The following is a 23,347-nucleotide window of genomic DNA, read 5'->3' on the forward strand; positions in this document are numbered from 1 at the left end:
AGTATGGAGGAATTCGGCGGGCCCGGACCGCGAAATGGAGAAGCCGTGCCCCGCGGTTGCGGGGCACGGCTCCAAGGTGGTGCAGCGGGAATTCAGGCGTACTGGGCGATGAGGCTCTTGGGGCGGATGTCCGTCCAGTTCTGCTCCACGTAGGCCAGCGCGTCCGCCCGGCTGCCGGCCCCCCACACCACGTCCCAGCCTGCGGGAACAGCGGCGAACACGGGCCACAGGGCGTGCTGTCCCTCCTCGTTCACCACGACGTGGAAGGTGCCCTCGGTGTCGTCGAAAGGATTGGTCATGACAGACTCCTCAATTTCTCGGAAAGGATGCGGCCGATCAGTGCGAGGGGTTCCGGCTCACCCATTCTGGTGTGCGGGACCCCGATGACATGGTTCTCCACGCGGCCCTCGACATAGGGAATCCAGTGCTGCGCGAGTGTGTTCTCCGTCTCCCCGTCCTCGATGGCCGCCAGGAACACCATGTCGGTGGCGACGGGGCGCGGGGCGTACAGGTTCATGATTTCGGCGTGGTTGATGGAGGCGCCGATGACGGACCGGATCTCCTCGTCCGAGAAGGCCCCGAGGACGGGGTCCTTCAGCCGGACCAGCCCGATGAGCGCGTCCACGTCGAAGGGCGCGTCCTCCGGTGCCTCGGAGGCGTCCCCGACCAGCATGTCCCGCTTCTGCGCGGGGGTCATCCGGCGCCGCTCAGGCTCCGTCGGCAGCAGGTGGACGTCCATCATCGCCAGCAGGTCGGTGCGTTCGCCGAGTTCGGCCAGCCGGACGGCCAGGGCGTGCGCGACCGTGCCGCCGAAGGACCAGCCGAGGAAGCGGTACGGGCCGTGCGGCTGGACCTCGCGGATCAGCGGCAGGTAGTCCGCCACCATCTCCTCGACCGTCTCCGGGGAGTGGCCGAGCTCGCTCAGGGCCCGCGCCTGGATCGCGTACAGCGGCTGGTCCGGCCCGAGGTGCTGGGCGAGCCCGGCGTACGGCCAGCCCACGCCGGTGCCGGGGTGGATGCAGAACAACGGCTGCCGCGCGCCCCGGGTGTTGAGGGGGAGCAGCACCCCCATCGGGTCGAAGCCGCTGGGCTCGTCGCCCAGCAGCCCCGCCACCGTCGGGGTGCGGAACAGGTCCCGTACGCCGCGCTCCAGCCCCAGGACGGTCCGCATCCGGCTCACCAGGCGCACCCCGAGCAGCGAATGCCCGCCCAGCGCGAAGAAGTTGTCGTCGATGCCGACCCCCTCCACCCCCAGGACCTCGGCGAACAGGCCGCACAGGACCTCCTCGCGCGGGGTGCGCGCCGGGCGCCCCGCCGCCCGTACGGCCGGGGCGGGCGCGGGCAGCGCCGCCCGGTCGGGTTTGCCGTTGACGGTCAGGGGGATGCCGTCGAGCAGGACGAGGGCCGAGGGCACCATGTGCTCGGGGAGTTCGTCCGCCGCCCACCGCAGCAGCGCGGCCTCGTCGAGGGTGTGGCCGGCGCGCGGGACGGCGTACGCCACGAGCCGCTTGCCGCCCGGGCGGTCCTCGAAGACCACCACGGCGGCCTGGCCCACGCCCGGATGGCGGGCGAGGGTCTCCTCGATCTCGCCGGGCTCGATGCGGAAGCCGCGGAGCTTGATCTGCCCGTCGGCCCGCCCCAGGAACCGCAGGTCACCCGCCGGGGTCCAGTGCACCAGGTCGCCGGTGCGGTACATCCGGCCGCCGTCCGCGCCGAACGGGTCGGCGACGAACCGCTCCGCCGTCAGCCCGGGCCGGCCGAGGTAGCCGCGGGCCACCTGCGTACCGGCGATGTACATCTCGCCGGCGACCCCGGCCGGGACCGGGCGCAGCCGCTCGTCCAGGACGTGGACGCGCGTGTTGTCGAGGGCCGCGCCCAGGTAGACGCCCTGGACGACCCGCCGGTCGAGCGGGAAGCGCTGCTGGTGCGAGGCGAAGGTGGTCTCGGTGGGGCCGTACGAGTGCACGAGCACCGTGTCGGGGCAGTGGTCCAGGACCCGCTGGAGGGCGCTCGGCGAGGCCACGTCGCCGCCGGTCCACACCTCGTCGAGGAGTTTGAGGGTGTCCAGGCCCTCGTCAGCCATGATGTGGAACAGGCCCATGGTGAAGTAGGCGGCGGTGACGTCGTAGGTGCGGATGGTGTGGTCGAGTTCGGCGACGTCCGTGCCGTCGCCCGGGGCGATGACCAGCTGTCCGCCGTTCAGCAGCGGCACCCACAGCTCGTAGGTGGAGGCGTCGAAGCCGATCGCCGAATGGACCAGCATCCGGCGGTGGTTGGTCAGGTCCCAGCAGCGGTCGGTGACGAGCTCCACCACGTTGCGGTGGGTGACCCCGACGCCCTTGGGACGGCCGGTCGAGCCGGAGGTGAACATGACGTACATCAGCTCGTCCTCGCCGACGGCCACGCCGGGATCGGTCCCCGGGTAGCCCGCCACGGGCGTGTCCACGGACAGCACCCGGGCGCCTGCGTCGAGCTGGCGGCGCACGGGCGCCGAGCCGGCGTGCGCCTCCTGCGTGAGCAGGACCCGGGCGCCCACGTCCGCCATGACCACGGCCACCCGGGCGTCCGGCAGCCGCGGGTCCAGCGGTACGTACGCGGCCCCGCACTTGAGCACCGCCAGCGCGGCCACCAGCAGGTGCGGGCTGCGGTCCAGCAGCAGCCCCACCGCACCGCCCCGGCCCACCCCGGCCTCGATCAGCCGGTGCGCGAGGGCGTTGGCCCGGGCGTCCAGCGCGGCGTAGCTGAGGGTCTCCTCCCCGTACGACAGCGCGGTCCGGTGCGGGGTGCGGCGGGCCTGCGCCGTGAACCGCTCGTGCACCAGCCCGCAGGCGGCCTGCGGCACCGCCGTGTCGTTGTACCGCGTGACCAGCCGGTCCTCGTCCTCGGGCGAGAGCAGCGGCAGGTCACCGATCCGCCGGTGCGGGTCCTCGGCCACCGCCCGCAGGATGCGCGCCAGATGCCCGGCGAGCACCGCCGCCGTCGCCCCGTCGTACAGGTCCGTCGCGTATTCGAGTACGCCGGCCAGCCCGCCCGGGGTCCCGTCCGCACCGCGCGCCTCGCGCAGGGACACGGTCAGGTCGAACTTGGTGAACCCGGAGGCCGCACCGAGCGGGGTGCCGGCCAGGGCCCCGTCCGCCGGGGCCGGCGGCTCGGCCGGCTCGACCTGGACGACCGCCTGGACCAGGGGATGGTGGGCGGTGGAGCGCACCGGGTTCAGCTGTTCGACGACCAGGTCGAAGGGGAGGTCCTGGTGGGCGTAGGCGGCGAGGTCGGTGTCCCGGACCCGGCCGAGCAGCTCGGTGAAGAGCGGGTCGCCGGAGGTGTCGCAGCGCAGCACGAGGGTGTTGACGAAGAAGCCGACCAGGTCGTCGAGGGCCTCGTCGTCGCGGCCCGCGACCACCGTGCCGAGCGGCAGGTCGGTGCCCGCGCCGTGCCGGGTGAGGGCGGCGGCGAACGCGGCCTGGACCACCATGAACAGGGTGGCCCCGTGCTCCAGCGCCAGCGCCTCCAGGCGGGCGTGCGTGGCGGCGTCCAGCTCCAGCGGGGTCGTGTCGCCGCGGTGCGAGGCCTCGGCGGGCCGGGTACGGGCGCCGGTCAGCTCCAGCGCGGGCGGCGCGTCCGCCAGGGAGTCCTTCCAGTAGGCGATGTGCGCGGCGGCCGCCTCCCCCTCCAGGACCTCGCGCTCCCACAGGGTGTAGTCGGTGTACTGCACCGGCAGCGGTTGCCGGGCGGGCGCCGATCCCGCCAGCCGGGCCTCGTAGGCGGCCGCCAGATCGCGGATCAGCGGTCCGGTGGACCAGCCGTCGGCGGCGATGTGGTGCACGAGCAGCACCAATACCTGTACCTCGCCGCCGCCCCCGTCGGTGGTGTCGATCAGCGAGGCCCGCAGCGGCAGTTCGTCCGCGAGGTCGAAGACGTGCCCGGCGGCCGCGTCGATCGCCGCCTCCAGCCCGTCCGGGGCCGCGGTGACCCGCTCCAGTACCGGCCGCGCCGCCTCCACGACGCGCTGGTACGGCTGCCCGTCCACCGCCGGGTACACCGTCCGCAGCACCTCGTGCCGGCCGGCCACGTCCGCCAGGGCCTCGGCCAGCACGGCCGGGTCCAGCGGCCGCTTCAGCCGCAGCGCGAAGGGGATGGTGTAGGAACGGCTCGGCCCCTCCAGCTGGTCCACGAACCACAGCCTGCGCTGCGCGTACGACAGCGGGATCCGCTCCGGCCGCGCCTCCTGCGGTACGCGGACCAGCGCGGGCCGCCCGGCCGGGGCGCTGTCCCGGACCAGCCGCAGCGCCAGTTCGGCGGGGGTCGGGGCCAGGAACAGGTCCCGGATCCGCGCCTCGACGCCGAGCACGGCCCGGATCCGGTTGACGAGCCGCACCCCCGTCATCGAGTGCCCGCCGACCGAGAAGAAGTTCTCGTGCGGCTCCACCCGGTCGAGCCCGATCACCTCCGCGAACAGCCGGCACAGCTCCTCCTGGGCCGGGGAGTGCCCGGCGGGCGCGGCAGCCGCGGCGGCCTGCCGGGCCTGGCGCTGCTCTTCCCGGGCCGTCGCGAGCCCGGCCCGCAGCCGCGCCACCTCGTGGCCCTCCTCCTCGGTGAGCAGCGGCAGTTCACCGCAGGGCGCGTACGGATCGGCCGCCGCGCGGTCCAGCGCCCGGACGAACAGGTCCAGCAGCAGCCGCGCGGTGTCCGCGTCGAACAGGTCCACCGCGTACTGCCACCACACCTCCAGCCCGCCGCCGGGGAGCTCCACGCAGGAGACGCTGAGGTCGAACTTGGCGGCCTCCAGGCCCGGTTCCGTGAACCGGCCGGTCAGTGCGCCGCCGCCCAGCGAGAAGGAGGACTCTCCCTGCTCCTGCGCGGTCAGCATCACCTGGAAGAACGGGTTGACGGCGAGGGCGCGTTCGGGGGCCAGGTGCTCCACCAGCAGGTCGAAGGGGAGTTCCTGGTGGGCGTAGGCGGCGAGGTCCGTGTCGCGGGCCCGGTCCACCAGCTCCGCGTAGGGCGCGTCGCCGGAGACATCGGTGCGCAGGACCAGGGTGTTGACGAAGATGCCGACCAGGGCGTCCAGGGCCTCGTCCCCGCGCCCCGCGACCGGGGTGCCGATCGCCACGTCTGAGCCGGTGCCGACGGCGGCCAGCGCCAGGGCCAGCGCGGGCTGGAGCACCATCAGCAGGCTCGCGCCGCGCTCCGCGCCGAGGGCGCCGAGCCTGCGGTGGACGTCCTCGCCGAGTCGGGCGACGAGCGTCGCGCCCTCGCCGGTCGGCTCCGCGGGCCGCGGCCGGTCGGCCGGCAGGTCGAGCACGGCCGGCATCCCGTCGAGGGCTGTCCGCCAGTGGGCGAGCAGACCCGACGGATCGGCGAGGAGCTCCTGCTGCCACAGCGTGTAGTCGGCGTACTGCACCGGCAGCGGCTCCCACCCGGGTGCGCCGCCAGCCAGCCGGGCCGCGTACGCCTCCCCGAGGTCGCGGAGCAGGGGGGTGACGGACCAGCCGTCGGTGGCGATGTGGTGGGTCAGCAGGGCGAGGGTGGCGGAGCCGTCCCCGGGCAGGAAGAGCCGGGCGCGGACGGGCAGTTGGGTGGCGAGGTCGAAGGCGGCTCCGGTGAAGGCGGCCACCAGGGCCGCCACCTCCCGCGACGCGCACTCCTGTACCTCCAGCGGTACGGGCGGCGCTTCGAGGACGTGCTGGTACGGCTCGGAGTCCACGGCCGGGTACACGGTCCGCAGCACCTCGTGCCGCTCCACCACGTCGGCGAGCGCGGCCTCCAGGGCGGCCGTGTCGGGCACCTCGTCCAGCCGCACCACCACCGGCAGGTTGTAGGTGGCCGACGGCCCCTCCAGCCCGGCCAGGAACCACAGCCGCCGCTGAGCGAAGGACAGCGGAACCCGGTCCTCGGCGGGCAGCACCGGCCCGGCGAAGACGGCGTAGGCGGCGTGGGCGTCCTGCGCGCTCTGACCGGAGGCGTCCCGCAGGGACTTCCGGTCGATCTTCCCCGAGGAGGTCCGGGGCAGCGGGCCCGCCATCAGCGTCAGCGTGCCGGGTACGGCCGCCGCGGGCAGCTCCGCCCGCAGCAGCTCCCGGAGTTCCCCGGTGGACACCCCCTCGTCGGCGAACACGAAGGCGACCAGCCGCTTGCCGCCGTCCGGGCTCTCCCTGGGCACGACGGCCGCCTCGCGCACCCAGGGGTGCGAGGTCAGCACCGACTCCACGGAGGCGGGGTCCACCCGGTGCCCGTTGATCTTCACCTCGTCGTCGGCCCGCCCCTGGAAGCCGAGCTGCCCGTCCGGCCGTACGGTCACCAGGTCGCCGGTGCGGTACGCGCGCTCCCCGCCCAGGGCGGCGAAGCGGCGCCCGGTCAGCTCGGGCCGGCCCAGGTAGCCGTGCGCCAACGCCCCGCCCAGCAGCCACAGTTCCCCGTCGACCACAGCGGCCCGGACGCCCGGCAGGGGCTCCCCGATGGGCACCGGCCCGCCCTCGTACCCGGAGAGGTCGGCCACCGTGGCCACGACGGTCGCCTCGGTGGGACCGTACGTGTTGAGCAGGCGCACCCGCTCGCCGTCCACGGCCCGGCACCACTGCGCCACCCGCTCGGGCAGCGCGGCCTCCCCGCCGATGACCACCGTGCGGAGGGTGGGCGGGAGGGTGGCGATCCCGGCGGCGAGGGCGTGCGCCAGCTCGTGCCAGTAGGCGGTGGGCAGGTCCAGCACGGTGATGCCGTGCTCCTCGCACCCGGCCAGCAGCCCCGGCACGTCCAGCATCTCCTCGTCGCGCAGCACGAGCCGGGCGCCGGAGCCGAGGCTCAGGAAGATCTCCTCGACGCTGGCGTCGAAGTGCAGCGGCGCGAACTGGAGCACCCGGTCCTCGGCGGTGATCCCGTACCGCTCGCCCGCACCGGTGACGAACTGGGCCAGGGCCCCGTGTCCGACGACGACCCCGTTCGGCGTGCCGGTGGAACCGGAGGTGTAGATGACGTAGGCGGCGTCCTCGGGAACCCCGCCCCCGGGGAGCACGGACTCCCCCTCGGCGGGGGCGACTTCCGACCCGGTGCAGTCGGCGAGGATCGAGGCGTTCCGGGCGGGCGGCGCCGCGGGGTCCAGCGGCAGGTAGGCGGCGCCGGTCCGCAGGGCGGCGAGCAGGCCCACGACGGCGTCGGTCCCGCGCGGCCTGCTGACCGCGACCAGCCGCCCGGGCCCGGCCCCCTCCCGCGCCAGCTCGTCGGCGCGCAGGGCCACCGCGAGGGCCAGCTGCCCGTAGGTCATCCGGCGCTCTCCGTGCACCAGCGCGATCCGCTCGGCGCCCGCGGCGACCTGGGCGTCGAACCGGTCGAGCACGCGCGGCGCCGGGCTGATCGCCGGGCCGCCGTCCAGGACGGCGGCGGCGGTGGGGGCGGTCGAGGGCATCGCGGGGCCTCCAGGCGAGGGGACGGGGGTGCGGAGCGGACTCCGTGGCCCCCACGCTAAGTACGCTCCGCGCCCCCGGCGGGCAGTCGCCCCGGCAGCTCCCGGCCGCCGTCCTGCCGCCGCCGACTGCCGCCCCGTCGCGTCTCCTACGGGCGTACGCGCGTGCCCGCGTGGGTGCGGCGCCGGAGGGCGGGGGCGGGGGCCGGGGCCGGGGCGGTGGGGGCGGACATGAGCAGGGCCGCCAGTTTGGCCGGGGTCGGGTGACGGAAGACCTCGCGGAGGGTGAGCTCGCGGCCCAGTTCCGCCCGGACCCGGTTGACCAGGCGCACCGCCAGCAGTGAATGGCCCCCGGACTTGAAGAAGTTGTCGTCCGGGCCGAGCCCGCCGCTGTCCAGGACCTCCGCGAACAGCCGCAGCACGGTTGCCGCCAGACCGTCCTCCCGGTTCTCCCGGTCCTCCCCGGCCGTCGTGGCCGCGGGGGCCGCCGGGGCCGCCTGGGGGAGGCGTACCGCCGAGGGGACGGCGTACTCCGGCAGGCGTTCGGCGGCCCAGGCCTGCAGCTCCGCCTCCGTGACCGAGCCCTCCGCGTGCGCGGTCAGCCGGCCCTCGGAGACCTGCGCCCGCGCCCGGACCACCGCCGGATGCGAGGCCAGCACCGCCGAGACGTGCGCCAGGTCGATCCGGTAGCCGCCGACCAGCGGCCGCCCGGGCCTGGTGTCGGCCGGCGCGGGCAGCTCCGAGAGGCGGCGCGCCGGGTCGGCCGAGAACAGCTCCAGGGCCGCCACCAGCAGCGCGGCCAGCCGCTCGGCGCCCGCGGGCCCGTACAGGTCCGTGGCGTACTCCAGCACCCCGGTCAGTCCGCCGCCCGGCACCTCGCTCAGGGCGAAGGTCAGGTCCGACTTGGCGGTCCGCGACCCGTACGGGAGCTCCGTACCGGCCAGCGGCCAGTCCCGGTCGGCGGCCGGCGGCTCCGGGTTGACCTGGAGCATCACCTGGACCAGCGGGTGGTGGGCGGAGGAGCGGTGCGGGTTGAGGTGTTCCACGAGCCGGTCGAAGGGGAGGTCCTGGTGCGCGTACGCGGCCAGGTCCGCCTCCCGTACCCGGTCGAGCAACTCCCCGAAGGCCGGGTCGCCGGCCGTGTCCGTACGCAGCACCAGGGTGTTGACGAAGAAGCCGACCAGTGGGGACAGTGCGTCGTCGGAGCGGCCCGCGACCGTGGTGCCCAGCGCCAGGTCGGTGCCCGCGCCCAGCCGGGTCAGGGCGGCGGCCAGGGCCGCCTGGACCACCATGAAGAGGGTGGCCCCGTGCGCGTGCGCGACACGGGTCAGCCGACGGCGGGTGGCGGCGTCCACCGCGAAGCCGGTGACCGCGCCCCGCCCCGAGGGCTCCGCGGGCCGGTGCAGGTCCGTCGGAAGGTCGGTCAGCGGCGCCAGTCCCGCCAACGCCTGCTGCCAGTGGTCGAGTTCGGCGTCCGAGTCGGCGAGCAGCTCCCGTTGCCACAGGGTGTGGTCGGCGTACTGCACGGACAGCGGCGACCACCCCGGCTCCCGCCCCGCGAGCCGCGCCCCGTACGCCGCCGCCAGGTCCGCGAGCAGCGGGCCCGTGGACCAGCCGTCCGCCGCGATGTGGTGGACGAGGACCACCAAGGTCTGCGGGCCCTCGCCGTCCGGCAGGAACAGCCAGGCCCGGAAGGGCAGGTCCCGGGCCAGGTCGAAGACGTGCCCCGCGGCCTCGTCCACGGCCGCAGCCACGTCCGCGGGCCGGGCGAGTTCCAGCTGCGGCCGGGCCCCGGAGAGCACCCGCTGGTACGGCTCCCCGCCCTCGGCCCCGTACACCGTCCGCAGCACCTCGTGCCGCTCGGCCACGTCCGCGAGCGCCGCGGCCAGCGCGGCCGGGTCCAGCGGCCGCTCCAGCCGCCGCACCAGCGCGATGTTGTACGCGGGGGACGGCCCCTCCAACTGGTCCACGAACCACAGCGCCCGCTGCGCGGCGGACAGCGGGATCCGCTCCGGCCGCGCCCGCGGCGGTACGGCCACCAGTGCGGGCCGGGCCGTGGCCGCGCCGCCGAGTTCGGTCAGACGCCGGTGCAGGGCGGCCGGGGTGGGTGCCAGGAACAGGTCGCGGATGCCCGCCTCGACGCCCAGTACGGCCCGGATCCGGTTGACGAGCTTGCTGGCGAGCAGCGAATGGCCGCCGCTGCGGAAGAAGTTGGCGTCGGCGGGCACGCTCTCGCGGCCCAGCAGCTCGGCGAACAGCCCGCAGAGGATCTCCTCCCGCGGGGAGAGGGACACCGGGGCCGCGGTCCCCGCCGCCCGGCCCCCGCCGGCGGCGCGTTCCCGCTCCGCCGCCCGCTCCCGCTCCTGCTCCGCCGCCTCGTCGAGAGCGGCCCGCTTGAGCGCCAGGAGGCCCTCCTCCTCGGCGCGGACCAGTGCCAGCCCGCCGAGCCGGGCGTCCGGGGAGGCCGCGAACGCCTCCAGCGCCCGCACGTACACCTCCAGCAGCAGCCGGGCCGTGTCCGCGTCGAACAGGTCCGCCGCGTACTGCACGTGCACGTCCAGCCCGGCCGGGGCGCCGTCCTCGGCCCGGCGTTCCACGCAGTGGAAAGCGAGGTCGAACTTGGCGGCGCCCAGGTCCGTGCTCCCGGCCCGGCCCGCGATGCCGCCGAGGCGGAACCGTTCCTGGCCGGCCTCCTGCCAGGTCTCCTGTGCGGCTTCCTGCACGGTCAGCATCACCTGGAAGAAGGGGTGCTCGCCCAGGGCCCGCCCGGGCTCCGCGAGCCGCTCCACCAGCAGGCCGAAGGGGAGGTCCTGGTGGTCGAAGGCGGCCAGGTCCGCGTCCCGGACCCGGTCGACCAGCTCCCCGACGGCCGGATCGCCCGACAGATCGGTGCGCAGCACCAGGGAGTTGACGAAGCAGCCGACGAGCTCGTGCAGGTCCTGGTCCGGGCGGCCCGCCACGGGCGTCCCGATCGCCAGGTCCGTCCCCGCGCCGGTCGCCGACAGGGCCGCCGCCAGCGCGGACCGGGCCACCATGAAGAAACTGGCCCGCCGGGTGCGGGCCAGCGCCACCAGCGCCCGGTGCGCCCCCGCGCCGAGCCGCGCGCGGTGCGCGCCGGCCCGGCCCGAGGGCTCGGCGGGACGCGGCCGGTCGAAGGGCAGCGCCGTCCTGGCCGGCATCCCCTCCAGCGCCGACTTCCAGTGGTCGAGCAGCCCGGCCGGGTCGGCCAGCAGCTCGCGCTGCCACAGGGCGTAGTCGGCGTACTGCACCGGCAGCGCCCGCCGGCGCGGAGCCCGGCCCGCGCACCGGGCCGCGTACGCCTCGCCGAGGTCGCGCAGCAGCGGCGCCAGCGACCAGCCGTCCGTGGCGATGTGGTGGATCAGCAGGACCAGCACCGAGGTGCCGTCGCCCGGCAGCAGCAGCCGGGCCCGGAACGGTGGCTGCGCGGCCAGGTCGAAGGTCTCCCGCCCCAGGCCCGCGATCCGGGCCTCCAGCGCGGCCGGGGCGCACCCGGCCACCTCCAGCAGTTCCCCGGGCACCGGTACGACCCGCTGGTACGGCTCCCCGCCCTCGGCCCCGTACACCGTCCGCAGCACCTCGTGCCGCTCCAGGAGGTCGGCCAGCGCCGCCGCCAGCGCCGCCCGGTCGGGGACCTCGTCCAGGCGCAGCACCAGCGGCGCGTTGTACGCGGCCGACGGCCCGTCGATGCGGCCCACCAGCCACAGCGCCCGCTGCGCGGCGGACAGCGGGATCCGCTCCGGCCGGGCGGCGGGAGGTACGGCCACCAGTGCGGGCCGGGCCGTGGCCGCGCCGCCGAGTTCGCTCAGGCGCCGGTGCAGGGCGGCCGGGGTGGGCGCCAGGAACAGGTCCCGGATGCCCAGCTCCAGGCCGAGGGACCCCCGGATCCGGTTGACGAGTTTGCTGGCGAGCAGCGAATGGCCGCCGCTGCGGAAGAAGTTGGCGTCGGCGCCCACGGCCTCGCGGCCCAGCACCTCCGCGAACAGCCCGCACAGGATCTCCTCCCGCGGCGACAGGACGTCCCGCCGCACGGGCCCGGCAGCCGCCGGTTGCCGCGCGGTGGCGGCTTCGAGCCGCTGCCGACGCCCGGCCAGCGCCTTCTCCTCCTCGGCGGTCAGCAGGGCCAGTTCCCCGATCCGCCGCGCGGGGTCCTGCGCGAAGGCCGCGAGAGCGCGTACGTACACCTCCAGCAGCAGTCGGGCCGTCTCCTCGTCGAAGAGGTCCACCGCGTACTGGAGCGCGATCTCCATGCCGTCCGGCCGCCCGTCCGCCGCGTGCCGCTGCGCGCAGTACCAGGTCAGGTCGAACTTCGCGGAGTCCAGGTCGACTTCGCCGAGCCGCCCGCCGACGCCGCCGCCCAGCGACACCGGTCCGGTCGCATCGCTCCCCGCGTCCACGGTCAGCATCACCTGGAAGAACGGGTGGTGGCCGAGCGCCCGTTCCGGGCTGAGGTGCTCCACGAGCAGGTCGAAGGGGAGCTCCGCGTGCTCGTAGGCCGCCAGGTCCGCCTCCCGGACCCGCCGCAGCAGCTCCCCGACGGCCGGATCTCCCGACAGGTCGGTACGCAGGGCAAGGGAGTTGACGAAGAAGCCGACGAGCTCGTACAGGTCCTCGTCGGGGCGTCCGGCGACCGGCGCGCCGAGCACCACGTCCTCGCCCGCCCCGACGGCGGACAGGGCCGCCGCCAGCGCCGCTCGGGCCACCATCGTCAGGCTCGCCCGGTGGGTGCGGGCCAGCGCGAGCAGGCCGCCGTGCGCCGCCGCGTCCAGCCGGGCGCTCACCGTGGCCCCGCGCCCCGAGGGCTCCGCCGGGCGCGGCCGGTCGGCCGGCAGCGGGATCACCGCCGGAGCCCCGGCCAGGGCGGCCCGCCAGTGCTCCAGCTGCTCCCGGGCCAGGCTGTCGGGATCGGCGGGATCGCCGAGCAGCTCGTGCTGCCACAGGCTGTAGTCCGTGTACTGCACGGGCAGCGGGGCCCACCCCGGTGCCCCGCCCGCCAGCCGGGCCTCGTAGGCCCGTGCCAGGTCGCGCAGCAGGGGACCGACGGACCAGCCGTCGGTGGCCACGTGGTGGATCAGCAGGACCAGGACGGAGGTCCCGTCGCCGGGCCGCAGCAGCCGGGCGCGCAGCGGCGGTTCGACGGTGATGTCGATCGCCCGGCGGACGAACGCGCCGATGGCCGCGTCGACTTCGCCCGGCGTGCACGGGGCGGTGCCGAGCCGCGGAGCGGCGGACACGTCCAGGACGTGCTGGTACGGCTCCCCGTCGGCGCCGGCCTTCAGCACGGTGCGCAGCACCTCGTGCCGCTCCACCACGTCCGCCAGCGCCGCACCGAGCGCGGCGGCGTCGGGCTCCGCGTCGAGGTGCAGGACGACGGGGGCGTTGTAGGCGGCGGACGGGCCCTGCAGACGGCTCAGGAACCACAGCCGGCGCTGGGCGAACGACAACGGGATCACGGTGATGTCCTTAGCGGTCGTGGCTCGCGGCGGCGGCGACGAGCGTGTCGAGGTGGGCGGCGAGGTCGCGCAGGCGGGGGTTGGCGTAGACGGCCTTCACCGGGAGGGCGACGCCCAGTTCGGCGCGGACCCGGGACACGAGCTTGATCGCGAGGAGCGAATGGCCGCCCAGCTTGAAGAAGTTGTCGTCCGGGCCGACCCGCGCGGCCCCGAGGACGGCGGCCCAGACGCCCGCGATCAGCTGCTGGTAGGGGGTCATGACGTCGGAGGCGGTGCCGGTGCCGGTGCCGGTGCCGGAGTCGGAGTCGGAGTCGGTGCGGGCCCTCGCGAGGGCCGGCTCCACCGGCTCGGCGGCGGCCGGGGCCGGCAGGGCCGAGCGGTCCAGCTTGCCGTTGGTCGTGGTCGGGAAGCGGTCCAGGGCGACGAAGGCCGCCGGGACCATGTACGCGGGCAGCACGGCGGCGAGCCCGTCCCGCAGGGCGGCCGCGGAGACTGCGGGGTCTTCCGTGGCGCACGGCTGCGCCGTGCGGTAGTAGGCCACCAGCCCCGGCGCCCCGTGCACCTCGTCGCGCAGCACCACGGCCGCCTCCGCGATACCCGGGAGGCGGGTCAACGCCGCCTCGATCTCGGGGAGTTCTATGCGGAACCCGCGCAGCTTGACCTGCCCGTCGGCCCGGCCCAGGTACTCCAGCCGGCCGCCCGGCAGCAGCCGCACCAGGTCGCCCGTACGGTACATCCGGCCACCGCGCGGCCGCGCATCCTCGCCGACGTCCGCGACGAAACGTTCCGCCGTCAGGCCCGGCCGGCGCCGGTAGCCGCGGCCCACCCGCGGGCCCGCCAGGTACAGCTCGCCGCTCCCGCCGGCCTCCACCGGGTTCAGCTTCTCGTCCAGCACCCGCATCCGCAGCCCGGGCAGCACGGCCCCGATGTGCGGGTCCTCGCCCGGGACGACCCAGCCGGCCGTGGAGTCCACGGTGCACTCGGTCGGCCCGTACAGGTTCACCGTACGCAGGACGCCCTGCGCACCGCGCTCCCCGAGCCGCCGCCACAGCGCGGGGCCGATGGCCTCGCCGCCGATCAGCAGGGTCAGCGGGCGCGGGCCGCCGTCCGCCGTGAGCAGGTCCAGCAGCGGCTCGGCGTGCGAGGGGGTGATGTCCAGATCCGTCAGGGCCTGCTCGTCGACCAGCCGGGCCAGCAGTGCCGGGTCCGCGCGGGTCTCGTCGTCGATCATCACCAGGGTGTCGCCGCGGCAGAGCCGCACCCACTGCTGCACCGAGGCGTCGAAGGACGGCGAGGCGTTCCAGCCGACCCGGCCGCCCTCGGTGAGCGCGATGCCCGCGCCCTCCAGCTCGGCCAGCAGCGCGGAGGCGGCCGCGCGGCCGATCTCGACGCCCTTGGGGCGGCCGGTGGAGCCGGAGGTGTAGATGACGTACGCCAGGGTGTCGCCCGCCACGGGCACCGGGACGTACGCACGCTCCGCGGAGCCGGAGCCGGAGCCGGAGCCGGAGCCGGAGCCGGAGCCGGAGCCGGAGCCGGAGCCGGAGGCGGAGCCTGTTCCGGTTCCGGTTCCGGCGCCCGACTCGGGCTCCGGCGCCGTCAGTTCGGCCACCGCCAGGTGCTCCACCCCCGGAGCGAGCGGTCCGCCCGACGCGTCGGCGGTGACCACCAGATCGGCCCCCGCGTCCTCGACGAGGTAGCGGCGCCGCTCCGCGGGCAGCTTCGGGTCCACGGGCAGGTAGGCGGCCCCGGCGGTCAGGGTCCCGATCAGCGCGGCCACGAGGTCCGCACCGCGCGGCAGGCACAGCGCGACCACGCTCTCGGGCCCGATGCCGCGCGCGGCGAGCCGGTCCGCGATCCGCATGGCCTCGGCGCGCAGCGCGCCGAAGCTCAGCTCGCGGTCCCCCGCGACGACGGCGGTGCGGGTGGCGGGGGCGAGGGCGAGCCTCGCGAGCAGGTCGGTGGCGGCGCCCGGCGCCGCGTCGGTGCGGGGGCGCTCGGGAAGGACTGCGGTCACGGTGCTCACTCCCCGGCGAAGACGGTGGTGGACGGCTGGGTCTCGGGCGCGCAGTCGGCCAGCGCGACCGGCTCGCCCATGGCGACGAGGATCTTCCGGTCGCCCTTGTAGGCCTCGCGGCCGTGCGCGCACAGGATGTTGTCGACGATCATCAGATCGCCCTGCTGCCAGGTCTCCCGTACGGTGACCCGGTCGTACACCGCGTTGATCGCGTCGACCTCGGCGTCGGTGAGCCGGGTGCCGTCGCCCAGGTAGGTGTTGAAGGGCAGCCCGTCCTCCCCGTACGTCTCCACGAGCACCTCGCGGACGTCCGGGTCCAGGGTGCGGCTGTTCCAGAAGGCGAAGTGGTTGAACCAGGTCTTCTCCCCGGTCACCGGGTGCGTGACGATCGCCGACCGGCGCTGCCGGGTGATCATCGAGTCGTCCTCCTCGACCCACTCGTAGCCGACGGTGTTCTCCTCGCAGTACGCCTCCGCCACCGTCTTGTCCTCGGTCGCGAAGGTCTTGTACCAGGGCAAGCCGGCCAGTTCCGAGTAGTTCCGGACGAGCAGCCAGCCGGCCCGCGCGAACCGTTCGACCAGCTCCGGCGGCAGCAGCCGCAGTGCTTCGCGCATGTCACCGACGGTGGTGGCGCCGCCCTCGGCGGGGGCGGTCACGCAGCCGAAGAGCAGCACGCCGGGGAAGTCCAGGGTGTAGCTGTTCTCGTTGTGCAGCCGGATCGGCTGGACGGCCGGCAGGTCGGTCGAGGAGAACACGCCCTCGCCGAAGTCGGTACGCGGGGTGGCCTTCTCCTTGTACCCGGCGCGCTGCCGGATCAGGGCGTCGCGGGCGGCGGCGAAGGAGGCGGCGTCCTCGACGGGCAGCCCGCGCAGCAGGACGGCGCCGCTGCGGAGCAACTCGGCCTGGATGTCGGCGCGGTGGGCGGTCAGCCAGGCGACGGCCGTCTCCAGGTCGGCCCCGACCGGGGTGTGGACGACGACGGGCTTGCCGGGCTCGCGGACCGGGCTGATCCCGGTCGCGGCGGGGACGTCTGCGTACGTGGTCATGGACAGTCCTCAAGGAAGGGGAGGGAAGGGGAGAAGGGCGGGAAGGAGCAGGGAACGGCAAAGGCTGGAGGCGCGGGGCGCGTTCAGACGGTCGCGGCGGTGTGCCCGCCGACCACGGAAGCCACCACGGCGAAGAACTCCGGCAGTTGCCGCTGGAAGTAGAAGTGCCCGCCCGGCAGGACGTACGAGGAGAACCGCGCGTCGGTGATCTGCGCCCAGCGGTCCAGCGAGGCGGCCGGGGCGACCGGGTCGGCGTCCCCGCCGATCACCGTCACCGGGCACGACACCCGGGCCGCGGACTCCTCGCAGCGGTACACGTCGTCGATGGCGAAGTCCGCGCGGATGGACGGGAGGATGATCTCCCGCAGCTCCGGCTCGTCAAGGATGCCGTCGTCGGTGCCGCCCCGCTCCTTGATGGCGGCGACCAGTTCGTCGTCGCTCAGCCGCTCCGGGTGCACGGCGCACGGGTTGGCCAGGAACGGCGCGCGGCAGGCCGAGGCGACGAGGGCCCGCGGTGCCCGGCCGGCCGCCTCCAGGGCCCGTACCACCTCGAAGGCGACGAGCGAGCCCATGCTGTGGCCGAGCACCACCAGGTTCTCGGTGCTCCCGGCGGGCAGCGCGGCCACCACAGGTCCGGCCAGGTCGGCGATGTCCCGGGGCAGGTCCTCGGCGAAGCGCGCGCCGCGGCCCGGGTACTGGCCGATGAGGAGGCGTACGTCGGCCGGGAGGTGGGCGCGCCACTCGGAGTACGCGTGGGCATTGCCGCCGGCGTGCGGCAGGACCAGCAGCGAGGTGCGCTGCGGGCCCTCGCCCGGCAGGTCCCAGACGACGTCGTCGGGGGCGGGGGTGAAGGCCGGGTACTGGTCGTGGCTCATGAGGAACTCCGTTCCTGGTCGGTGCGGCGGCGCAGGGCGGGCCTGGCCCGCCGGGGCGCGGGCCGGCCGGACCGCAGCTGGGTCTCGATGTGCTGGGCGAGGGTGGCGGGGGTGGGGTGCTGGAAGACGTCGCGGAGGGTGAGGGTGACGTCGAGGCTGGTGGTGATGCGGTGGGTGAGGCGGGCGGCGAGGAGGGAGTGGCCGCCGTGGTCGAAGAAGCTGTCGTCGATGGACAGCGGCACGGGAGCGTTCAGCGCCTCGGTGAAGAAGGTGCACACGGAAGCTTCGAGCGGGGTGCGCGGCGTCCGGCCGCCGACCGTGGTCACCGCCTGGGGGGCGGGCAGGGCCCGCTTGTCGATCTTCCCGTTCGGGGTCAGCGGCAGTCGGTCCAGCATCACCACGAAGGCCGGGACCATGTGGTCCGGGAGGAGCGTGCGCAGCCAGAGGCGGACGTCCTGGGGGGTGAGCTCGGGGGCCGTCGACACCACGTAGGCCGTCAGCTGCGGGGTGTGGTGGTGGTCGGGATGGGTCGTGAGGGTGGCTTGGGTGAGGTGGGGGTGGGTGGTGAGGGTGGTTTCGATTTCGGTGGGTTCGATGCGGAAGCCGCGGATTTTGATCTGGGTGTCGGTGCGGCCGGTGTAGTGGAGGTTTCCGTGGGTGTCCCAGTGGGCTTGGTCGCCGGTGCGGTAGAGGCGGGTGCCGGGGGGGCCGTAGGGGTTGGGGATGAAGTGGGTTGCGGTGGTGGTGGGTTGGGTGTGGTAGCCGTGGGCGAGTCCGTCGCCGGTGAGGTAGAGCTCGCCGGTGGTGCCGGGTGGGGTGGGGTTGAGGTGGTTGTCGAGGACGTACGCGTGCTTGTTGGTGAGGGGGCGGCCGATGGAGACGGTGGTGGTGGGTTGGTCGTCGGGATCGGTGGTGTGGGTGGTGGTGAAGCCCATGGATTCGGCGGGGCCGTAGCCGTTGGTGATGGTCAGGTGGGGGTGGAGTCGGTGGAGTTGGTGGATGTGGGTGGGGGAGGCGGGTTCGCCTCCGGTGTAGACGGTGTGGGTGGTGGTGAAGGTGTCGGGGTGTTCGTCGGTGAGGTAGTTGAAGAGGCTGGAGGAGAGCTGGAGCATCGTGACGTGGTGCTGTTGCGCGAGGTGTGCGATGAGGGCGGGTTCGGGGCGTTGTCCGGGTTGCAGGACGGTGGTTCCGCCGTGGAGGAGTGCTCCCCAGAATTCGAGGCTGAAGGCGTCCCAGGAGACGGGTGAGCACTGGAGGAAGACTTCGCCGGGGCCGAAGGCGGCGTAGGTCTGGGCGGTGAGGGTGGAGACGAGGTTGCGGTGGGAGGAGAGGATTCCCTTGGGGCGGCCGGTTGAGCCGGAGGTGAACATCACGCACGCCACGTCCGAAGGCGACAGCGGGACACCGAGGTCGAGGTCCTCCTGGCCCGCGATCAGCTCCCGGTCCCCGTCGGTCAGCGTCGTGCTCCAGGGCCCGCTCACCCGCCCGTGATGTCCGGTGTCGGTGACGAGGGTGTGGATGCCGGCGTCGTGTGCCGTGCCGGTGAGGCGTTCGTCGGGGAACTCCGGGTCCAGCAGGGCGTATCCGGCTCCGGTCTTGACCACGGCGAGGACTGCGACGACGAAGTCGATGCCGCGGTCCAGCAGGATCCCGGCGAGGTCGCCGCGGCCCAGGCCGTGTGCGGTGAGGTGGCGGGCCAGCCGGTTGGCGCGGGCGTTCAGCTCCCCGTAGGAGAGCTCGTCCTCGGCGAAGACCAGGGCCCGGGCGTCGGGCCGTAGGCGGGCCTGTTCCTCGAACAGGCCGGTCAGTGTCCGCTCGCCGATGTCGGTCCTGGCGCCCGACCACTCCTCCAGCACTTGCCGCCGCTCGGCCTCCCCCAGCAGCTCCACCTCCGACAACGGCAGCTCCGGCCGGGCCACGACCTGCTCCAGGGTGCGCCGCAGCATGGCGGCCATCCGCTCGACGGTGGCCAGTTCGTACAGGTCGGAGCGGTAGAGCACCGCACCCGTCAGCCCCGTGCCCTCCTCGGCGCGCAGCAGGAACTCCAGGTCGAACTTGACGGCACCCGTCGCCAGCGGTTCCGCGGCCCCCGCCCGCACACCCGGCAGGTCCGGGGCCGCCGCCGGACCCGATTCGAGCGCCAGGCACACCTGGAACAGCGGATGCCGGGCCAGGGAGCGGACGGGGTTCACGGCCTCCAGCACCAGGTCGAACGGGGCCTCCTGATGGGCGAAGGCATCCAGATCGGCGGCGCGGACCCGGCCCAGCAACTCGCGGAACGTCGGGTTCCCGGAGGTGTCCGTACGCAGCACCAGGGTGTTGACGAAGAAGCCCACCAGATCGGCCAGCGCCTCCTCCGAACGGCCGGCGACCGGCGAGCCGAGGGGGATGTCCGTCCCCGCACCCAGCCGGGTCAGCGTCCCGGCGAGCGCGGCGTGGAGCACCATGAAGGGGGTGCACCGCTCGGCGCGCGCCAGCTCCAGCACCCGCTTGTGCAGTTCGGGGCCGAAGTCCACCGTGACCGCCCCGCCGTGCTGCCCGGCGACGGGCGGGCGCGGACGGTCGTGGACCAGCCCGAGCTCCTCCGGCAGGCCCGCCAACGCCGTCTTCCAGTAGTCGAGTTGCTCCTCCAGCGGGGGTCCCGTCAGCGCCGCACGCTGCCAGAGCGCGTAATCGGCGTAGTCGACGGGCAGGGGCGCCAGGCCGGGGTCCTCCCCGGCGAGGCGGGCGGCGTAGGCGGCGGACAGGTCCGCGAAGAGCGGGCGCAGCGACAGCCCGTCGGTGGCGATGTGGTGCAGGAGGACGAGGAGGACGGAGGAGCGTGCGCCGGTCCGCAAGAGCGTGACCCGCAGCGGGTCCTCGGCGCCGAGGTCGAAGGAGTGCCGGGCCGCCGCGAGCAGGCCGGCGTCGAGCGCCTCGGGGGTGACCTCCCGGACCTCGAAGAAGGGCGGCGCGGGCGGGCCGACCACCTGGTACGGGTCCCCGTCCGCCGTGCTGAAGCGCGTACGCAGCGGCTCGTGGCGGGCGACGAGGTCCCCGAAGGCGGCGCGCAGCGCGTCGACGTCCAGGTCACCGTCGAGCCGGACCGCCATCGGGACGTTGTACGAGGTCCCCTCGCCGCCGAGTCCGGCCACCAGCCACAGGCGCTGCTGGGCGAAGGACAGCGGCAGCCGCTCGGGCCGCCGCTCGGCCCGGGTGAGCGGCGGCAGGACGGCCCGCCCGGAGGATTCGCCTATCAGGCGGGCGAGGGTGGCGGGGGTGGGGTGCTGGAAGACGTCGCGGAGGGTGAGGGTGACGCCGAGGGTGGTGGTGATGCGGTGGGTGAGGCGGGCGGCGAGGAGGGAGTGGCCGCCGTGGTCGAAGAAGCTGTCGTCGACGGACAGCGGCACGGGGGAGCCCAGGACCTCGGTGACCAGGGTCCGGACGATCTCCTCCAGCTCGGTGCGCGGCTCGCGCCCGCCGCTGGTCAACGGGGGTTCGACCGCCGGCAGGGCCCGCTTGTCGATCTTGCCGTTGGCGGTCAGGGGCAGCCGGTCGAGGACGGCGAACTGCTCCGGAACCATGTGCTCGGGCAGCCGCTCGCGCAGCCAGGCCTTCAGGGAGGCGTTGGTCGGAGCGGTCCCCGGCGCGGCGGTGACGTAGGCGATCAGGCGGTCGGTGTGGACGAGGGTGGCTTGGGTGAGGTGGGGGTGGGTGGTGAGGGTGGTTTCGATTTCGGTGGGTTCGATGCGGAAGCCGCGGATTTTGATCTGGGTGTCGGTGCGGCCGGTGTAGTGGAGGTTTCCGTGGGTGTCCCAGTGGGCTTGGTCGCCGGTGCGGTAGAGGCGGGTGCCGGGGGGTCCGTAGGGGTTGGGGATGAAGTGGGTTGCTGTGGTGGTGGGTTGGGTGTGGTAGCCGTGGGCGAGTCCGTCGCCGGTGAGGTAGAGCTCGCCGGTGGTGCCGGGTGGGGTGGGGTCGAGGTGGGTGTCGAGGACGTACGCGTGCTTGTTGGTGAGGGGCCGGCCGATGGGGAGGGGACCTCGGGACGGGTGGTCGGGATCGGTGGTGTGGGTGGTGGTGAAGCCCATGGATTCGGCGGGGCCGTAGCCGTTGGTGACCGTGATGTGCGGGTGGAGCCGGTGCATCCGTTCCACATGGGTGGGGGAGGCCGGTTCGCCGCCCGTGTAGACGATGCGGGCCGTGCTGAACGTCTCGGGGAGCTCGTCGGTCAGGTAGTTGAACAGGCTGGAGGACAGCTGGAGCATCGTCACCCGGTGCTGCTGGGAGAGAGCCGAGACGAGGGCGGGTTCGGGGCGTTGTCCGGGTTGCAGGACGGTGGTTCCGCCGTGGAGGAGTGCTCCCCAGAATTCGAGGCTGAAGGCGTCCCAGGAGACGGGTGAGCACTGGAGGAAGGTTTCGCCGGGGCCGAAGGTGGCGTATGTCTGGGCGGTGAGGGTGGAGACGAGGTTGCGGTGGGAGGAGAGGATTCCCTTGGGGCGGCCGGTGGAGCCGGAGGTGAACATCACGCACGCCACGTCCGAAGGGGTCAGGACCACGCCGAGGCCGGCCTCCTCCCGCCCGTCGATCGACTCCCAGCCGTCGATCAGCTCCCGGTCCCGGTCGGTCAGCGTCGTGTTCCAGGGGCCGCTCACCCGCCCGTGATGTCCGTTGTCGGTGACGAGGGTGTGGATGCCGGCGTCGTGGGCGGTGCCGGTGAGGCGTTCGTCGGGGAACTCGGGGTCGAGGAGGGCGTATCCGGCTCCGGTCTTGACGACGGCGAGGACGGCTACGGCGAAGTCGGTGCCGCGGTCCAGCAGGATCCCGGCGAGGTCGCCGCGGCCCAGGCCTTGCGCGGCGAGGTGCCGGGCCAGCCGGTCGGCGCGGGCGTCGAGTTCCCCGTAGGTGAGTTCCTGGTCGGCGAAGACCACGGCGCGGGCGTCGGGGCGCAGGCGGGCCTGTTCCTCGAACAGGTCGGTCAGGGTGCGCTCGCCGATGTCGGTACGGCTGCCGGTCCACTCCTCCAGCACCTGCCGCCGCTCGGCCTCCCCCAGCAGCTCCACCTCCGACAACGGCAGCCCCAGGTCCTCCAGCGCCGCCTCCACGAACCGCACGAACCGGTCCTGGTGCCCGGCCACCGCGGCGAGGTCGCACACCTCGCCCGCCGCGTCGAAGTCGATCCGCAGCCCGCCCTCCGGCCCCAGGTCGTACACGCCGACCGCGAGATCCTCCACCGGCCCGTTGCTCAGGTTGTGCTGCGTGGTCGGGAACCCGCAGAACCGCATCCCCGGGGTGAACGCCATGATGTTGACCAGCGGCGCCGCGATCCGCCGCTCACCCTCACCGAGCCCCAGGTCACGGCAGATGTCCTCGTACCGCGTCCGCTGGTGCCGCAACCCCTGCCGGGTCTCGGTGACCACCGAGGCCAGCAGACCGGCCAGCGACCCGTCCGCCTCCACCGGAACCCGCAGCGGTACGACGTTCGACAGCATGCCGGGCGTGCAGCGCGCCGCCTCCGTCCGCCGCCCGGTCACCGGCAGCCCCAGCACCAGCTCGGGCTCCCCGCTGACCCGGTGCACGTACGCCGCGACCAGCGCGATCATCAGCATCGTCCACGGTGCCCGGTGGGCGCGGGCCGCCTCCCGCAACCGCTCCGCCCGGCCCGGAGCCAGCACCACCGTCCGCCGTACGAAGGGCAGTTCGCCCCGCACCGGGGCTCCGCCCGTCCGGCCCTCGCCCAGCCGCGGGGTCTGCGGGAGCCCCGCGAGGTGCGCAGACCAGTGCGCGCGGTCCACCGCCGCCTCCGCGGAGGACCGGTACGCCGCGTCCTCGGCCAGCACCTCCGCCAGCGAGCCGAAGGGACTCGGCCCCCAGGGCTCGCCGGCCGAGGCCCGCTCGTACAGCTCGACGAGCCGGCGGTCGAGCAGGGCGACGCCCATGCCGTCGATGGCCAGGTGGTGGAAGGCGTGGAAGTAGAACCACCGCTCCTCGCCCTCCTCGCTCGTACCCGCCCTGATGAGCAGGTGCCGGGTCAGCCAGTCGCCCGCCAGGTCGAAGGGCCGGGCCAGCTCCGCCGACATCCTGGTACGGGCTGCCCCGCCGGGATCCTCCGCGTCGCTGAGGTCGCACAACTCCAGCTCCCTGCCCGCCGGTTCGGCGTGCAACAGCTGCCACAGACCGCCGTCCTCGTCCGCTCCGGTGCCGCGCAGCCGCAGCGCGTCCGCCTCACGGGCCAGCTGGTACCAGCACCGGGCGAACAGCCCCGGGTCGAGCGCGCCCAGGATCTCCCGGTACTCCCCGATGTTGTAGCGGCAGCCCGAGGCGTCCAGGCCGTGGGCCATCCAGATGTCGCGCTGCGCGGCGGACAGGGGCAGCCGCACAGCGGCCGGCCCGTGCGCGGTGTCCTGGTCGGACGCGTTGGGGGACATGCAGTGGCTCCTCGGAAGGGTTTCTGTGGCGAAGGCGGCGGAAGGCTTCGGAAGGGGTCGGCGGGTGTTGGGAGGCTTCGGAAGCGTCGGGAGGACCCCGGAAGCGGCAGGGAATGCAGGGGCGGGGGAGCGGCGGGGCGC

Annotated in this window: 7 protein-coding genes; all 7 read right to left on the reverse strand. The window is 74.5% G+C overall.

Annotation, left to right across the window (positions count from 1 at the left end):
• Nucleotides 1-92: 92 nt before the first annotated feature.
• Nucleotides 93-299, reverse strand: a complete 207-nt coding sequence (locus AB0D94_RS31415; RefSeq protein ID WP_362058866.1) for an MbtH family protein — start codon at nt 297-299, stop codon at nt 93-95.
• Nucleotides 296-7,399 carry an amino acid adenylation domain-containing protein gene (locus AB0D94_RS31420; protein ID WP_362058869.1) on the reverse strand — a complete coding sequence of 2,368 codons (7,104 nt, stop codon included), beginning with the start codon at nt 7,397-7,399 and terminating at the stop codon, nt 296-298. Before AB0D94_RS31420 ends, AB0D94_RS31415 begins: the two co-directional genes overlap by 4 nt.
• Before the next feature lie 146 nt (nt 7,400-7,545).
• On the reverse strand, nt 7,546-12,867 hold the full coding sequence (locus AB0D94_RS31425) for a condensation domain-containing protein (protein ID WP_362058872.1): 5,322 nt from the start codon (nt 12,865-12,867) through the stop codon (nt 7,546-7,548).
• Nucleotides 12,868-12,877: 10 nt separating this feature from the next.
• Complete coding sequence (locus AB0D94_RS31430) at nt 12,878-14,881, reverse strand: non-ribosomal peptide synthetase (RefSeq protein ID WP_362058875.1); 2,004 nt, start codon at nt 14,879-14,881, stop codon at nt 12,878-12,880.
• 5 nt (nt 14,882-14,886) lie between these two features.
• Nucleotides 14,887-15,927 carry a TauD/TfdA family dioxygenase gene (locus AB0D94_RS31435; protein WP_362058878.1) on the reverse strand — a complete coding sequence of 347 codons (1,041 nt, stop codon included), beginning with the start codon at nt 15,925-15,927 and terminating at the stop codon, nt 14,887-14,889.
• Nucleotides 15,928-16,010: 83 nt separating this feature from the next.
• A complete protein-coding gene (locus AB0D94_RS31440; RefSeq protein WP_362058881.1) occupies nt 16,011-16,802 on the reverse strand; it encodes an alpha/beta fold hydrolase in 792 nt (263 codons plus the stop codon).
• Nucleotides 16,799-23,206 carry an amino acid adenylation domain-containing protein gene (locus AB0D94_RS31445; RefSeq protein ID WP_362058884.1) on the reverse strand — a complete coding sequence of 2,136 codons (6,408 nt, stop codon included), beginning with the start codon at nt 23,204-23,206 and terminating at the stop codon, nt 16,799-16,801. The genes AB0D94_RS31440 and AB0D94_RS31445 overlap by 4 nt, the downstream gene beginning before the upstream one ends.
• Nucleotides 23,207-23,347 lie beyond the last annotated feature (141 nt).

This window comes from Streptomyces sp. NPDC048255 (assembly GCF_040652415.1).
GTDB lineage: Bacteria > Actinomycetota > Actinomycetes > Streptomycetales > Streptomycetaceae > Streptomyces.

Excerpts from the sequence above, each read along its gene's own strand:
- AB0D94_RS31435 (WP_362058878.1), bottom strand. The coding sequence starts at position 15,927 with ATGACCACGTACGCAGACGTCCCCGCCGCGACCGGGATCAGCCCGGTC.
- AB0D94_RS31440 (WP_362058881.1), bottom strand. The coding sequence starts at position 16,802 with ATGAGCCACGACCAGTACCCGGCCTTCACCCCCGCCCCCGACGACGTC.
- AB0D94_RS31415 (WP_362058866.1), bottom strand. The coding sequence starts at position 299 with ATGACCAATCCTTTCGACGACACCGAGGGCACCTTCCACGTCGTGGTG.
- AB0D94_RS31445 (WP_362058884.1), bottom strand. The coding sequence starts at position 23,206 with ATGTCCCCCAACGCGTCCGACCAGGACACCGCGCACGGGCCGGCCGCT.
- AB0D94_RS31420 (WP_362058869.1), bottom strand. The coding sequence starts at position 7,399 with ATGCCCTCGACCGCCCCCACCGCCGCCGCCGTCCTGGACGGCGGCCCG.